The 15,150-nt window shown below is 71.3% G+C and carries 14 protein-coding genes, 1 tRNA gene and 1 pseudogene; all 16 read left to right on the top strand.

What is annotated here, in order from left to right:
• The first annotated feature begins 36 nt into the window (after positions 1 to 36).
• Entirely contained in the window at positions 37 to 627 is a 591-nt protein-coding gene (locus ACOGI9_RS09300; protein ID WP_419859268.1) for a hypothetical protein, read from the top strand.
• Positions 620 to 2,041 (top strand): replication-associated recombination protein A, encoded by a 1,422-nt coding sequence (locus ACOGI9_RS09295; RefSeq protein ID WP_419856858.1) that lies wholly within the window; start codon positions 620 to 622, stop codon positions 2,039 to 2,041. The genes ACOGI9_RS09300 and ACOGI9_RS09295 overlap by 8 nt, the downstream gene beginning before the upstream one ends.
• Positions 2,038 to 3,324, top strand: a complete 1,287-nt coding sequence (gene hflX, locus ACOGI9_RS09290) for a GTPase HflX (protein WP_419856857.1) — start codon at positions 2,038 to 2,040, stop codon at positions 3,322 to 3,324. The genes ACOGI9_RS09295 and hflX overlap by 4 nt, the downstream gene beginning before the upstream one ends.
• 36 nt (positions 3,325 to 3,360) lie before the next feature.
• Positions 3,361 to 4,116: a pyridoxine 5'-phosphate synthase gene (locus ACOGI9_RS09285; protein WP_419856856.1), complete on the top strand. Its 756-nt coding sequence runs from the start codon at positions 3,361 to 3,363 to the stop codon at positions 4,114 to 4,116.
• Positions 4,113 to 5,132 carry a lysylphosphatidylglycerol synthase transmembrane domain-containing protein gene (locus tag ACOGI9_RS09280; RefSeq protein ID WP_419856855.1) on the top strand — a complete coding sequence of 340 codons (1,020 nt, stop codon included), beginning with the start codon at positions 4,113 to 4,115 and terminating at the stop codon, positions 5,130 to 5,132. Before ACOGI9_RS09285 ends, ACOGI9_RS09280 begins: the two co-directional genes overlap by 4 nt.
• The gene (locus tag ACOGI9_RS09275; protein WP_419856854.1) at positions 5,129 to 6,073 is read left to right on the top strand and encodes a 4-(cytidine 5'-diphospho)-2-C-methyl-D-erythritol kinase; all 945 of its coding nucleotides are present in this window, start codon (positions 5,129 to 5,131) and stop codon (positions 6,071 to 6,073) included. The genes ACOGI9_RS09280 and ACOGI9_RS09275 overlap by 4 nt, the downstream gene beginning before the upstream one ends.
• A gap of 39 nt (positions 6,074 to 6,112) precedes the next feature.
• Positions 6,113 to 6,183: transfer RNA gene (locus ACOGI9_RS09270), tRNA-Gln, on the top strand.
• 17 nt (positions 6,184 to 6,200) lie between these two features.
• A pseudogene (locus tag ACOGI9_RS09265) lies at positions 6,201 to 6,638 on the top strand (thioredoxin domain-containing protein); the annotation flags it as partial.
• Positions 6,639 to 7,533: 895 nt separating this feature from the next.
• Positions 7,534 to 8,331, top strand: a complete 798-nt coding sequence (locus ACOGI9_RS09260; protein ID WP_419856853.1) for a hypothetical protein — start codon at positions 7,534 to 7,536, stop codon at positions 8,329 to 8,331.
• A gap of 30 nt (positions 8,332 to 8,361) precedes the next feature.
• Complete coding sequence (locus ACOGI9_RS09255) at positions 8,362 to 9,429, top strand: mechanosensitive ion channel family protein (RefSeq protein WP_419856852.1); 1,068 nt, start codon at positions 8,362 to 8,364, stop codon at positions 9,427 to 9,429.
• A 172-nt stretch (positions 9,430 to 9,601) separates the two neighbouring features.
• The gene (locus ACOGI9_RS09250) at positions 9,602 to 10,567 is read left to right on the top strand and encodes a ribose-phosphate diphosphokinase (RefSeq protein ID WP_419856851.1); all 966 of its coding nucleotides are present in this window, start codon (positions 9,602 to 9,604) and stop codon (positions 10,565 to 10,567) included.
• A 19-nt stretch (positions 10,568 to 10,586) separates the two neighbouring features.
• Positions 10,587 to 11,243, top strand: coding sequence for a 50S ribosomal protein L25/general stress protein Ctc (locus ACOGI9_RS09245; RefSeq protein WP_419856850.1), 657 nt, complete (start codon positions 10,587 to 10,589; stop codon positions 11,241 to 11,243).
• Between the two features lie 34 nt (positions 11,244 to 11,277).
• Complete coding sequence (gene pth / locus ACOGI9_RS09240) at positions 11,278 to 11,847, top strand: aminoacyl-tRNA hydrolase (protein WP_419856849.1); 570 nt, start codon at positions 11,278 to 11,280, stop codon at positions 11,845 to 11,847.
• An 18-nt stretch (positions 11,848 to 11,865) separates the two neighbouring features.
• Positions 11,866 to 14,007: a sodium-translocating pyrophosphatase gene (locus tag ACOGI9_RS09235; RefSeq protein ID WP_419856848.1), complete on the top strand. Its 2,142-nt coding sequence runs from the start codon at positions 11,866 to 11,868 to the stop codon at positions 14,005 to 14,007.
• 137 nt (positions 14,008 to 14,144) lie between these two features.
• Entirely contained in the window at positions 14,145 to 14,846 is a 702-nt protein-coding gene (gene rpsF, locus ACOGI9_RS09230; RefSeq protein ID WP_419856847.1) for a 30S ribosomal protein S6, read from the top strand.
• A gap of 60 nt (positions 14,847 to 14,906) precedes the next feature.
• Positions 14,907 to 15,131, top strand: a complete 225-nt coding sequence (gene rpsR, locus ACOGI9_RS09225; protein WP_419856846.1) for a 30S ribosomal protein S18 — start codon at positions 14,907 to 14,909, stop codon at positions 15,129 to 15,131.
• Positions 15,132 to 15,150: the final 19 nt, after the last annotated feature.

The raw sequence follows: 15,150 nt of genomic DNA, 5'->3' as shown, positions 1-15,150 counted from the left end.
CCCGGAGCTGCTCGGGCTCGCGGCCGACGGCGACGCGTGGAAGTCCGCGCTCGGCGCCGTCGATGCGGCCCCGGCGCAGGCCGCGAACGTGCGCCTGGCGAGCCTGCTCGTGTGCACGTCCGAAACGCCCGAGGGGCGGGCCGAAGCCGCCGAGTCGCTGCTCTCCCGGCTCAAGTTCTCCAACGCGGACCGGCGCTACCTCGCGCGGCTCGCCGGCTGTACCTGCCCTTCGTCGGGGCGCTGGACTCCGCGGCGGAGCACCGGCGCTGGCTCGCGTCGGTCGGCGACGCGTGGGAGGACCTGTTCGAGCTGCACTTCGCCGCCGCCCGCGCCGCGGGCGAGCCGCGAGCGGAGCGCTACCTGGAGGCGACCCGCGAGCGCGTCCGCGAAGAGCGCCAGGGGGAACCGGCGCTCGACCTGGCGGGTCTCGCGGTCAAGGGAGACGACCTCCTCGCGCTCGGCATGTCGCCGGGCCCGCTCGTGCGGCTGCTGCTGGAGGAGTTGCTCGAACAGGTCCTCGAGGACCCCGGCCGAAACGAGCGCGAGACCCTGCTCGAAGAGGCCCGCCGGCTGATCGAAATCGGCGCGCTCGCGGAAGCGTCGCGCCCGCCCGACGCCGATGACTGACGAGCCCAGCCTGTTCCCCGGCATGGAACCGCCCGCCGAACCGCGAGCCGAACCGCGCGCCGAGTCCGCCGACGCCCGCGGGCCGGACGCCCATTCACCGCTCGCCGCCCGCATGCGGCCGCGGACGCTGGAGGAGTTCGTCGGACAGCCGAAGCTCGTCGGCGAGGGCCGGCCCCTGCGCCAGCTCATCGAGACCGGCCGCGTCCCGAGCCTCATCTTCTGGGGTCCGCCGGGCACCGGTAAGACGACCCTCGCCGGGATGCTGGCCGGCCGGATGGAAGCCGCGTTCGTCCCCTTCTCCGCCGTGACCGACGGCATTCCCCGCGTCCGCCGCGTGCTGGAGGAGGCGAAGGCGCGCCGCGCCGCCACCCGCCGCGGCACCGTCCTCTTCGTCGATGAGATCCACCGCTTCAACCGGGCCCAGCAGGATGCCCTCCTCCCGCACGTCGAGCGCGGCGCCGTCACCCTCATCGGGGCCACGACGGAGAACCCCAGCTTCGAGGTCGTCGGCCCGCTCCTCTCCCGCACCCGCGTCTTCGTCCTCGAGCCGCTGGCGCCGGAAGATGTCGCGGAGATCTGCGCCCGCGCGCTCCGGGACGGGGAGCGCGGACTCGGCGCCACGGGCCTCGACATCGACGAGGACGCCCTCACCCGGCTCGGGACCGAGTCGGACGGGGACGCCCGCCGCGCCCTCAACGCGCTCGAGACGGCGGCGGACCTGGCCGCGGCGGACGGCGTCCCCGCGATCTCCGTGGATCACGTGGCGGCGGCGCTGCAGAAACGGTTCGCGCGCTACGACAAGTCGGGCGAGGAGCACTTCAACCTCATCTCCGCCCTGCACAAGGCCGTGCGCGGCTCGGACGCGGACGCCGCGCTCTACTGGCTCGCGCGGATGCTGGACGGCGGCGAAGACCCCATGTACCTGGCGCGGCGCATCGTGCGCATGGCCGCCGAGGACATCGGACTCGCGGACCCCGGCGCGCTCGCGGTCACGATCGCGGCGCGGGACGCGTACCACTTTCTCGGCAGCCCGGAGGGAGATCTGGCGCTGGCGCAGGCGGTCACCTACCTGGCGCTCGCCCCGAAATCGAACGCGGTCTACCGCGGTTTCGGCGGCGCCGCCCGCGCGGCGCGCGAAACGCCCGCCGAGCCCGTCCCGTTCCATATCCGGAACGCGCCCACGCGGCTCATGAAGGAACTCGGCTACGGATCGGGGTATCGCTACGATCACGACGAGGAAGACGGCGTGGCGGCCCAGTCCTACCTTCCGGATTCGCTGCGCGGGAGCCGCTGGTATCATCCGGTGGCGCGCGGCTGGGAGGCGGAGGCGAGGCGCAGGCTCGACGCGATTCGCGCCAGCCGGACGCGGGCGGCGGGCGCCGAGACGACGGAGGAGAAGCGATCGAAACCGTGAAGTCGGACGAGGTGGCGGAGCGCGCGGTGCTCGTGGGCGCGCCGCCGCCCGACATGTCCCAGGAGACGGTGGACGAACACCTCGAGGAACTCGCCCGCCTCGCGGGGACGGCGGGAGCCGATGTCCGGGGTGCGGTCGTCCAGCGTCTGCGCAGGCCGAACGCCTCGACCTTCATCGGCAAGGGGAAGGTCGAACGCCTCGCACAGGCGCTCCGGGAGCACGACGCGACGCTCGCCATCTTCGACGAGGAACTCACGCCGGCCCAGGGCGCGAATCTCGAGACGGCGCTCGGCGTGCGCGCGCTCGACCGCACCGAACTCATCCTCGACATCTTCGCGCTCCGGGCCCGGACGTCGGAAGCGAAGCTCCAGGTCGAACTCGCCCAGCTTCAGTACCTGCGGACGCGGTTGAAGCGGATGTGGACCCACCTCTCGCGCGAGGGCGGAGGCATCGGCGCGCGCGGCCCCGGCGAGCAGCAGATCGAGACCGACCGCCGGCTCATCGACCGACGCCTGGCCCGGCTGCGGCGCAAGCTCGACCACATCGCGCGGGCGCGGGTCACGCAGCGCCGGGCGCGGAGCGAGCAGTTCACCGTGGCGCTCACGGGCTACACGAACGCGGGCAAGTCCTCCATCCTGCGCGCGCTCTCGGGCTCGGACGTCTTCGTCGAGGACCGGCTGTTCGCGACGGTGGACTCGGCGACCCGGGTTTGCGATCTCGAAGGTCCGGGCCCGATCCTCCTCACCGACACGGTCGGGTTCATCCGGAAGCTGCCGCACCATCTCGTGGCGTCCTTCCGGGCAACGATGGAGGAACTCGCGGAGTCCGACCTCCTGCTGCACGTGATCGACGCCTCGTCGCCGAGCCGGGACGAGCAGCGCGAGGCCGTGGAGGAGGTGCTGGCGGAGGCCGGTGTGGCGGACCGCCCCGTGATCGAGGTCTTCAACAAGGTCGACCGGCTCACGCACGAGGAGGAGCGGGCGCTGCGCGAGCGGGCCGCGGCGGACGGACGGCCGCACGTGCTGACCTCGATCATGGAGGAGGGCGGGCTGCAGCCGTTGCGCGAGGCCCTGCAGGCCGCGATGCGGGCCCGCCTCGAGACGGTGCGGGTGAGCCTGCCCGCCGGGGACGGCGCGCGGCTCGCGGAGGCGTATCGGGAGGGCGAGGTGCTGGAGCGCGCGTACGAAGCGGGGTGCGTGGTCATCGTGGCCCGCGTGCCCGCCGGAGTGGCCGGCCGCTGGCGCGAGAGCGGCCTGGTCGTGGAGCGGGCCGACGCCGCCTGAGCGGCGGGCCGTCTAGCCGAAAACGGGAGCACAATCATGGCGAACAGCAGCTTCTCGCACCTGGTCGACTGCCGGCTGTGCGTGAACATCGATCACGTGGCGACCGTCCGGCAGGCGCGCGGCACGGACGAACCCGACCCGGTGCGGGCCGCCGTCCTCGCCGAACTCGGGGGCGCGAACGGGATCACCGTGCACCTCCGCGAGGACCGCCGGCACATCCAGGACCGCGACGTGGAACTCCTGCTGCAGACCGTCCGCACCTTCGTAAACCTCGAACTCGCGGCCGAGGAAGAGGTGCTCGCCCTCGCCGAACGGTGGCGGCCGGCCCAGGCCACACTCGTCCCCGAGAAGAGGGAGGAACTGACGACGGAGGGCGGGCTGGACCTGTCCGCCGATCCGGCGCGCATCGCCGCCGCCGTGGCCCGGCTCCAGGACGCCGGCATCCGCACGTCGCTCTTCATTGACCCCGATCCCGCCTCCGTCGACGCTTCGGCCGAGTCGGGCGCGGCGGCGATCGAACTCCACACCGGCGAATACGCCAACGCGCCGGACCAGGCGGCCGCCGACCGCGAACTCTCCCGGCTGGAGGAGGCGGCGATGCGGGCCGAAGCCGCCGGCCTCGGCGTGCACGCCGGACACGGGCTCACCTACGAGAACGTGCAGCCGGTGGCGGCGATCCCGGAGTGCGAGGAACTCAACATCGGCCACTCGATCGTGAGCCGCTCCGTGCTCGTGGGGATCGAGCGCGCGGTGCTCGAGATGTCGGACCTCGTGCGCGAGGCGCGCGGGTGAGAGGCCGTCTCACAGTCCTCATCGGCGTACTCGTCTCCGTCGCGCTCCTCATCTGGGCGCTGCGGGGCGTCTCGGCGGCCGAACTCCTGCGACACCTGGGCGAAGCGAACGTCTGGCTGCTGATCGCCGCGACGGTCGTGGCCACGCTCACCTTCAACCTCCGCGCGATCCGGTGGGACATCCTCCTCCGCGCCTCGAACGGACACCTGCCGTTCGGATCGCGCTACGCGGCCGTGTGCATCGGCTTCATGGCGAACAACGTCCTGCCGGGCCGGCTCGGTGAGTTCGCCCGCGCCTACTCCCTGTCGCAGATCACCCCGGTGCCCCTGACCGCCGCCCTGGCCTCGCTCGTCGTGGAGCGCCTGCTCGACGCGATCGTGCTCATGGTGTTCCTCGTCCCCGCCTTCTTCATCGTCGGGGTCGACGAAGCCGCCTCCGGGACGCTGCGGGACCTGTTCACCGTGGGCGTCATCCTCGTCTCCGCGAGCCTGCTGGGGCTCGCCCTCCTCGTCCGCTCGCCGAACCGCTTCCTCCGGCTCGCGGCCAAGTGGTCGCACCGGGTCGCGCCGGATCGGGTCGCCGACCGCATCATGGACATTCTGTCTGCCTTCGTGGACGGCCTCGGGGCGCTGCGCCACGCGCACGTCTTCGCCCGCGCGATGCTGTGGTCGTTCGCCGTCTGGGCCTGGAACGCCGTCTCGTTCTACCTCGGGTTCCTCGCCTTCGGCATCATCGGGCCCGGGTTCCTCGGCGCGCTCGTCCTCCAGACCACGATCGGCTTCGCCGTCGCGATCCCGTCCACGCCGGGGTTCTTCGGACCGTTCGAGACCGCGGCCCGCGTCGCGCTCGAACTCCACCACATCGAACCCGCGAGAATCATCAGCTTCGCCGCGGGCTACCACATCCTCACCTTCCTGCCCATCACGGTGCTGGGGATCTGGTACATGCGGCGCCTCGGGATCAGCCGCCGCGAACTCGGGCGGAGCGAGGCCCGGGCGCCGGAGACCTCGGAGTGACAGGCGCCGGAGAGATCGGGACGGCCGAAGCGCACGCGAAGGTCAACCTCCGCCTGCGCGTCTTCGCCCGAGACGAAACCGGCTTCCACGGCGTCGAGACCGTGCTCGCCCGCACAAGCCTGTCCGACACCGTGACCCTCTCCGCCGCCGAGTCCGACGGCGCCGGGCGCGGCGTCACCCTCTCCGTCGATGGACCTCTCGCCGAAGGCGTGCCGGACGGTCCCGACAACCTGTGCCGGCAGGCGGCGGAGCGTTTCCTGGCCCGCGCGTTCGGGAAGCGGGGGCGCCCCGCCGTGCACATCCGCCTCACCAAACGAATCCCCATGGGCAGCGGGCTCGGCGGCGGGAGCGCGGACGCGGGCGCGACGCTCCGCCTGCTCGCCGCCCGCTGGCCCCGCCTGGAGACGCGCGAACTCGTCGAACTCGCCGGCGAGATCGGCAGCGACGTGCCCTTCGCGCTCCTCGGCGTCCCGATGGCGCTCGGCTGGGAGCGCGGCCGCCGGCTCCTCCCGCTCCGCCCGCCGCGGCCCCGTCCCGCGCTGCTCGTCTGCCCTCCGATCCACGTTTCCACGCCCGAGGCGTACGACTGGCTCGGCCGCACCGACGAGGACGCCGGTGCCGCCTCCGTGCTGCCGGGCGCGACGCGGCTGGCCGAGTGGGACTCGCTCGAACGCCTGGCCCGCAACGACCTCGAAGCGCCTGTCCTCGCCCGGCACCCGGAACTGTCCGAACTCCTCGCCCGGCTGCGCTCCTGCGACCCGGCCCTGGCCGCGATGACCGGATCCGGCTCGACCCTGTTCGCGATCTTCCGCGACGAGCCCGCCCGCGCCCGCGCCCGCCAAACCCTCGCCGCCCCCGCCCGCGCCCGCGCCCGCCAAACCCTCGCCGCCCCCGCCCGCCCCGAAGCCCCCCAAATCCTCGACGTCTCCCTCCCTGTCTGATTGACTCGGTTGGCCGCGCGACGCCATCTTCGGCGCCTCTGGCCCCTCGTCTAATGGCAAGACACCGGCCTTTGGAGCCGATGATCCAGGTTCGACCCCTGGGGGGCCAATCCCATGTCTGATTCCCATGCCTGATTCCGGCCGCCGCCCCAACCAGCTCGCGCGGGAGAAGAGTCCCTACCTTCTCCAGCACGCCTTCAATCCCGTGGACTGGCTTCCGTGGGGGGAGGAGGCCTTCGCGCGCGCCCGGGCCGAGGACCGCCCGATCTTCCTCTCCATCGGGTACGCGACCTGCCACTGGTGCCACGTCATGGAGCGCGAGTCCTTCGAGGATGAGGCTGTGGCCGCGCTCCTCAACCGGGACTTCGTGTCGATCAAGGTGGACCGCGAGGAACGGCCGGACATCGACGGCGTCTACATGACGGCCTGCCAGCTCATGACGGGGCAGGGGGGATGGCCGCTCACGATCGTGATGACGCCGGACAAGCAGCCCTTCTTCGCCGGCACCTACTTCCCGCGCGAGAGCGTGGCGGGGCGGGCGGGGATGCTGGACCTGCTGCCCCGGCTCGCGTCCGTGTGGCGCGAACGGAGGGCGGATGCGGAGGCGGCCGGGGCCTCGGCGCTCGCGGCGATAAGGGAGGTCGAGGTCCGCGGGCTGGGTTCCGGCGAGGGCGCGCTCGACGAGGAGACGCTCCGCCGCGGCTTCGCCGACCTGCACGCCCGCTTCGACCCCCACCAGGGAGGGTTCTCCCGGGCTCCGAAGTTCCCGGCGCCGCACCAGCTCCTCTTCCTCCTGCGCTGGAGCGACCGCACGGGCGACCGGCGCGGCGTGGAGATGGTGGAGAAGACGCTCGTCTCCATGCGGCGGGGAGGGATTTTCGACCACGTCGGGTACGGCTTCCACCGCTACTCCACGGACGCCCGCTGGCTCGTGCCGCACTTCGAGAAGATGCTGTACGACCAGGCGCTGCTCGCCATGGCGTACACGGAGCTGTGGCAGGTGACGGGCGACGACGCGCACCGGAGGGTGGCCCTCGAGATCTACGAGTACGTGGCGCGCGACCTCACGGACGCGGAGGGCGGCTTCTATTCCGCGGAGGACGCGGACAGCGAGGGGCGTGAAGGGGCGTTCTACGTGTGGACGCGGGACGAGTTCGATGGGGTGCTGACGCAGGCGCTCGGGGAGGAGGCCGCCGGGCTCGCGCGGCGCGCCTTCCGGGTCGAGGCGCGCGGCAACTTCGCCGACGAGGCGTCGGGGCTCCGCACCGGCGAGAACATCCTGCACGCCGGGAGAAGCGCCCGCCGAAATCGCCGCCGCGCTCGGGGCGGAGGCCGGCGCCGCCGATGCCGCCGATGTCGAAGAACGCCTGGAGCAAGCCCGCCGCGTCCTGTTCGAGAAGCGGGAGACGCGGGAGCGCCCGCTGCTCGACGACAAGATCCTCACGGACTGGAACGGGCTCATGATCGCGGCGCTGGCGCGGAGCGGCCTCGCCTTCGGCGACGAGTCGCTCGTCGAGGCGGCGGCGCGGGCGGCGGACTTCATCCTCGAACGGCTGCGCGACGGCGAGGGACGGCTGCTCCACCGCTACCGGGACGGGGACGCGGCCATCCCCGCGGGCGCGGCGGACCACGCCTGCCTCTGCTGGGGGCTGGTCGAGCTGTACGGGGCGACGTTCGACCCGCGCTGGCTCCGCGCGGCGCGCGAGTTGCTCGACGCGCTGCTGGAGCGCTTCTGGGACCCCGACCGGCTCGGCGTGTTCAACGTGGACGCGGCGCAGCGCGACGTGCCCGTCCGGCAGAAGGAGCTGTACGACGGCGCCACGCCCTCCGCCAACGCGACGACGTGGTACGTCCTCCTCCGCCTCGGCCGGCTCACCGGCGACCTCGAACTCCTGGACCGGGCCGAGGCGCTGCGCCGCGCGCTCGCCGGCCCCGTCGCCGGCGCCCCCTCCGCGCACACGATGTCGCTCGTCGCGCTCGACCTCGCGCTCGGACCGGCGCAGGAAGTCGTCGTGACGGGCGACCCCGACGAGTCCGGCACGCGGCGCATGCTGGCCGCGCTCGCCGACCGCTACGCGCCCCGCACGGCCGTCCTCTTCAAGCCGGTGGGCTCGCCGTCCGAAGCGCTCGCGGAGATCGCGCCCTTCACCGCGCCGCACGACCTCCTGGACGGGAAGGCGACGGCATACGTTTGCACCGGCTTCGCCTGCCGCCGCCCGACGACCGACGTCGCGGAGATGATCGAGCAACTCGCCTGATCGCCCAACCCTGACACTGGAGTTCGAGGCATGGGCCTGGACCAGACGATCTACGGAAACGCGCTTTCGACCTGGCTGATCGCCGCCGGCATCTACGCCGTGACGACGCTCGCGCTGTGGCTGCTCGAACGCTACGCGCTGCGGGCGTTCGCCCGCTTCGCGAGCCAGACGCGGACCTCGATCGACGATCTCGTGGCGGACGTGCTCGGCGAGACGAAGTTCGCCCTCATCCTCTTCGTGGGGCTCTTCGCCGCCTCGCTCGTGCTCGAACTCGACCCGGTCGTGGCGCTCGTGATTCGCCGCGCCGCGGTCATCGCCATCGTCGTCCAGGGCGGCATCTGGGCGAGCGCCGCGATCGCCTTCTGGGTCCGCCGCTTCGTGGACGCCACCGCGGGCGAGGATGCGGAGGCCGTGACCATGGTCGCCGCGCTCTCCTTCGTGGGCCGGCTCGCCGTGTGGTCCGTCGTCCTCCTCCTCATCCTCGACAACCTCGGGGTGGAAGTCGCGGCCCTGCTCGCGGGCCTCGGCATCGGAGGCATCGCCGTCGCCCTCGCGGCCCAGAACGTCCTCGGAGACCTGCTCGCGTCGCTCTCCATCATCCTCGACAAGCCCTTCGTCATCGGCGACTTCCTCGTCATCGGCGAGTTCCAGGGGTCCGTGGAGCACATCGGCCTCAAGACGACCCGGCTGCGGAGCCTCGGGGGCGAGCAACTCATCCTCGGAAACAGCGACGTGATCAACACCCGCATCCGCAACCTCGGGCGCATGGAGGACCGGCGCGGGGCGCTGAAGATCGGCGTGACCTACGACACGCCGCGCGACCTCCTGGCGCAGATCCCCGGCTGGATCGAGGAGATCGTGGAGGCGCAGGAGGAGACCCGCTTCGACCGCTGCCACCTGTCGGGCTTCGCGGACTCCGCGATCGAGTTCGACACCATCTTCTACATGACCGTCCCGGAGTACGCCCGTTTCATGGACGCGAAGCAGGCGATGCTGCTCGCGATCCACGAACGGTTCGACCGGCACGGCGTCGAGTTCGCGTACCCGACACAGGTCGTGTACACGATTCCGGGTCGCGCGACGCCGGACGCTCGTTGACAAAAACCCGCGTGAACCGATAGTCTGGGCCGCTGTCGCCGCGGGGTTCGGCCCCGCGGCACACGGGTTCGGGACCCACACAGTTTCTCTCCATTCCGGCACCACCTCCGCGGGCGGCAACGCGCGGGGAGCGACGAGCGCCGGAACCAGACCAGCGAGCCAGTCGACACGCATGGACACCACGGACTTCTCGTTCCATACGAGTCCGATCATGCTGCTTTCGGGTTCGGCGAATCCCGCCCTCGCGCAGGGGATCGCCGACGTGCTCGGAGAGCGGCTGTGCGACGTCACGATCAAGCGGTTCGCCGACGGCGAGATCTTCGTGCGCATCGACGAGAACGTGCGCGGGCGCGACGTCTTCCTCATCCAGCCCACGAACCCGCCGGCGGAGAACGTCCTCGAACTCCTGATCCTGCTCGACGCGGCGAAGCGCGCCTCGGCGGCGCGGGTCACGGCGGTCGTCCCCTACTACGGGTACGGGCGCTCCGACCGGAAGGATCAGCCGCGCGTGTCGATCGCGGCCAAGCTGCTCGCGAACCTGATGACGGCCGCCGGCGCGGACCGCGTCCTCTCGATCGACTTCCACCAGCACCAGATCCAGGGCTTCTTCGACATCCCCGTGGATCACCTCTACGCGGCGCCCGTCTTCCGGCGCTACTACGAGATGAAGAAGCTGGACAACCTGGTCGTCGTCGCGACGGACGTGAGCGCGGCGAAGATGGCGCGCGGCTACGCCCGCCGCCTCGGCGGAGACCTCGCGATCATCGACAAGCGGCGCCCGGCGCCGAACGAGGCCGAGGTCTCGAACATCGTGGGCGAGGTCGAAGGGAAGCACTGCATCGTGCCCGACGACATGATCGACACGGCCGGGACCATGGTGTCGGCCATCGAGGTGCTCAAGGAGCGCGGGGCGCTGGACATCTTCGTGCTCGCCACGCACCCGCTCTTCTCGGGGCCGGCGCTCGAGCGTCTCGCGTCGGCCGACGTGAAGGAAATCACGGTGACGGACACCGTGCCGCTCGCTCCGGGCGTGCAGGAGGCCCTGCCCAACCTGACCGTGCTGTCGGTGGCGAGCCTCCTCGCGCAGGCGATCGAGAGCACGCACGCGAACACCTCCGTGAGCAAACTTTTCAAGTAAGAGCAAGTAAGAGAGAAAGATGACGAACGAATCCGTCAAACTGACGGCGCGGTCACGCACCACCTCCGGGAAGGGCGCCGCGCGGCAGCTTCGCCGCAGCGGCCAGTTGCCCGCGGTCGTGTACGGCCGCCGGGACGAGGCCGAGTCGCTGGCGCTGGACACGCACGAGCTGTCGCGCCTGCTGAGCCGCGTGCACGCGGCGACGACGGTGATCGACCTCGAGGTCGACGGCGGCAAGCCGCGCCCGGTCCTGATCCGCGAGATCCAGCGCCACCCGTATCGGCCCCAGCTTCTGCACGTCGACTTCTTCGAGATCCGCGCGGACGTGAAGATCCGGGTATCGGTTCCGCTCCACCTTCTCGAGACTCCCGCCGGCGTGGAGATGGGCGGGATCCTCCAGCACCTCCGGCACGAAATCGAAGTCGAGTGTCTGCCGAACGAGATCCCGTCCGCGTTCACCATCGACGTTTCGGCGCTCGAGATCGGCGATTCGCTCCAGGTCTCGGACGTGGATACGGGCGAGGTCGAGGTCCTCGACGACGATGCGGTGACGATCTGCACCGTCGTGCCGCCCGCCGTGGAGGAGGTCGAGGAGGAAGAAGAGGTCGAGGAGCTGGAAGAGGGCGAAGCCGAGGCCGAAGCGGAGGCACCGGAGGCCGAGGCGAACGAGGGCTGAGCCGAACGGCCGGGGCCGGGTTCGCGGGGGGACCGTGCGGCTGCTTCTGGCGCTGGGGAACCCCGGCGCGAAGTACCGGGATACGCGGCACAACATCGGCTGGTGGCTCGCGGATCGCCTGGCGCTCCGGTGGGGCGGCGGGCCGTTTCGCGCGGACGCGGACGGCCTCACCGCCTGGACGACGGCGGCCGCGCGCCCCGGCGTCGAGATCCACAAGCCGCGGACGTACATGAATCTGAGTGGCGAGGCGCTGGCGGCGCTGCGGGATCGCCGGCGCTTCGACCCGGCGGCGGACATGCTCGTCCTGGTCGACGATGTCGCGCTGCCGGCGGGTCGCTTTCGCCTGCGGGCGCGGGGATCGCCGGGCGGGCACAACGGGCTTGCCTCGATATCGGCGAGTCTCGGCTCCGACGACTACGGCCGCCTCAGGCTCGGCGTCGGACGGCCGCCGGACGAGCGCATCGACCTGGCGGCCTGGGTGTTGTCACGGATGCCGCGGGCGGAGGAGGAGAGGTCGCTCGGCGCCTTCCCCCGTGCCGCCGAAGCGGTGGAGTACTGGCTGGAACATGGCGTGGAAGCGGCGATGAACCGCTTCAACCGTTAGCAGAGGGAGCAGGGAAACGTGGACATCGTCGGAAACATCGATTTTGCGGTCTGGCTCGGGGTGATCGGGCTCTTCTTCTCCTTCGCCCTCTTCATGTACGTGAAGGCGCAGCCCGTCGGAAACGAGAAGATGGCCGAGCTGTCGGAGGCGATCCACTCGGGCGCGATGGCGTTTCTGCGGCGCGAGTACACGGTGCTGCTGCCGTTCATCATCGTCGTCGCGGCCCTCCTGTTCTGGCTCGTGGGCCCGCACACGGCGGTGGCCTACGCGCTGGGCGCGGCCTGCTCGATCCTGGCGGGCTTCTTCGGCATGAAGGCGGCGACGGCGGCCAACGTCCGGACCTCCGAGGCGGCGCGCGCGGAGGGCCAGGCCAAGGCGCTCCGGGTCGCCTTCTCCGGCGGCGCCGTGATGGGCATCGCGGTGGCGGCGCTCGGCCTGCTCGGGATCGGCGCCGTGCTCGCGATCTACGATCCGCAGGCCACCGGCTTCCGCCCCTTCGGCGAGATCATCTCCGGCTTCGCGATGGGCGCCTCCTCGATCGCGCTCTTCGCGCGCGTGGGCGGCGGCATCTACACGAAGGCGGCCGACGTCGGCGCGGACCTGGTGGGGAAGGTCGAGGCCGGTATTCCGGAGGACGACCCCCGCAACCCGGCGACGATCGCCGACAACGTGGGCGACAACGTCGGCGACGTGGCGGGGATGGGGGCGGACATCTTCGAGTCGTACGTCGGCTCGGTCATCGCCACGATCGTCATCGGCGTGACGAGCGCGATGATCCTCGACGGGGCGCGGCTCCAGGCCGTGGCGCTGCCGGTCCTCTACATCATGGCCGGCTTCCTCGCGAGCGCGGTCGGCGTCCTCGCCATCCGCGTCCTCGAGCGCATGAGTCCCGCGGCGGCGCTCCGCTGGGCGCCGATCATCGGGGCCCTGATCTTCTGGGTCGTGGCGTACGCGATCACGGTGAACCTCCAGCTCTTCGACGCCGCGGCGCAGGGCAAGTGGATCTTCATCCACCCGAACGCCGGTCCCTTCTGGGCCATGCTGTTCGGCTCGCTCGTCGGCATCGCGATCGGCCTCGTGACGGAGTACTACACGGCGGAGAAGCCGATCCGGCGCATCGCCGAGGCCTCCGAAACCGGCTCCGCGACGAACATCATCACGGGACTCGCGGTCGGGATGGAATCCACGTTGATTCCCATGCTCCTGATCTCCGGCGCCATCTTCCTCGCCTTCAACTTCGCCGGCCTGTACGGGATCGGGATCGCCGCCGTGGGGATGCTGGCCACGGTCGGGGTGACGATGTCCGTGGACGCGTACGGCCCGGTGGCGGACAACGCGGGCGGCATCTCGGAGATGGCGGAACTGGGGCCCGAGGTGCGCTCGGTGACCGACTCGCTCGACTCGCTCGGCAACACGACGGCGGCGATCGGGAAGGGCTTCGCGGTCGGCTCCGCCGCGCTCACGGCGCTGGCTCTGTTCTCCGCCTACGCGAACGCGGTGGGTCTGCGCGCGACCGGGATCAACCTCATCGACCCGCTCGTCGTGATGGGCCTCTTCATCGGGGGCGTGACGCCCTTCTTCATCGCCGCGCTCACGATGACGGCGGTGGGCCGCGCGGCGGCCGGCATGGTGGCGGAAGTGCGTCGCCAGTTCCGCGAGATCCCGGGCATCATGGAGGGGACGACGAAACCGGACTCGGCGCGCTGCGTGGACATCTCCACGAAGGCGGCGCTCCGCGAGATGATCGTGCCGGGCCTCGTGGCGATCATCGTCCCCATCCTCGTCGGCCGCTTCCTCGGCGTGGCGGCGCTCGGCGGGGCGCTGGCCGGCGCGACCGTGAGCGGCGTCCTGCTCGCGCTCTTCATGGCGAACTCCGGCGGCGCGTGGGACAACGCCAAGAAGTACATCGAGACCGGCGCCCACGGCGGGAAGGGGTCCGACCCGCACAAGGCGGCCGTGGTCGGCGACACGGTGGGCGATCCCTTCAAGGACACCTCCGGGCCGTCGATGAACATCGTCGTGAAGCTGATGAGCGTCGTCTCGCTCGTCCTCGCGCCCTGGTTCGTGGACGTGCACGGGATGGCCGCCGCGGCGCCGGAAGCCGTGGAGACCGCCCTCGCCGCCGTCGGCGGGGCGCTGCGGGCTCTCGGACTCTTCTAGAAACTTGACAGCGGGGCGGCATGACCTAGTCTAGTGCCGCCTTCACATACCGGTCCGCGGCATTCCGGCGGGCCGGCAAATCCAGACTCCTGCTCCGACCGTGCGGGTCGGGGCCGACGAGACCGAGGGAGTTCTTCATGCGCGATTACGAGATCGTGTACATCTTCCGTTCGAGCCTGACCTCCGAGGAGATCGAGGCGAAGCTCGAGCGCTACCACGCCGCCATCACGGCGGACGGTCCGGGCGAAATCACCGCCTCCGTGCACTGGGGCAAGCGTCAACTCGCCTACCCCATCAAGAAGCAGCCGAACGGCTACTACGTCGTGGCCCAGTTCACTTCGGAGCCCGATCCGCTCAGGGAGCTGGAGCGCGTCCTGAAGCTCGAGGATGACGTCCTCCGGTACCTGATCGTGATCGCGGAACACCCGCTGCCGCTTCCCGACCCGGCGCCGGAGACGCCCGCCGCGCCCGCCGCGGAGGAGGCCGAGACAGCAGAACCCGCCGCGGAGGAGGCCGAAGCCGAGGAGGCCGAAGCCGGGGAAGCCGAAGCCGGGGAAGCCGAAGCCGGGGAGGCGGACGAGGCGGCAGAAGCTGCGGAGGATGCCGAGGCCGAAGAAGCGGCCGATGACGCTTCCGCCGAAGCCGAAGCCGAAGAAACCGAAGCCGAAGAAACCGAGGCCGAAGAGGCGGAGGCCGAGGAGACGGACGGCGCCGAAGAAGCGGCCGAGGAGGCCGACGAGGCGCCCTCCGAAGCCGAGCCTGAGGCCGAAGCCGAAGCCGAGCCCGTGGCCGAAGCCGAAGCCGAGGCGGACGGCCGGCGGATGACGCGGACGGGATGACCCGCCGACGCGGAAGAGCCTGCCGACGCGGAAGAGCCCGCCGACGCGAAGGAGGAATAGATGGCATTTCGAAAGGCGTGCCGGTGCTGTGTGGCCGGGGGCCGGAAGCCCGGCGTGGATTACAAGGATGAACGCGAGCTGGACCGCTACATCTCGGATCGCGGCAAGATCCTCCCGCGGCGAGCCACGGGGTCGTGCGCGCGGCACCAGCGGGCGGTGACGGCAGCGATCAAGCGGGCGCGGTATCTCGCGATACTGCCGTACATCCGCGGCTACCACGACTAGCCCGCCGCGGCGTGGGGCC

Source organism: Candidatus Palauibacter irciniicola (assembly GCF_965208695.1).
GTDB lineage: Bacteria > Gemmatimonadota > Gemmatimonadetes > Palauibacterales > Palauibacteraceae > Palauibacter > Palauibacter irciniicola.
This window is presented reverse-complemented; position numbering and strand designations above follow the sequence as displayed.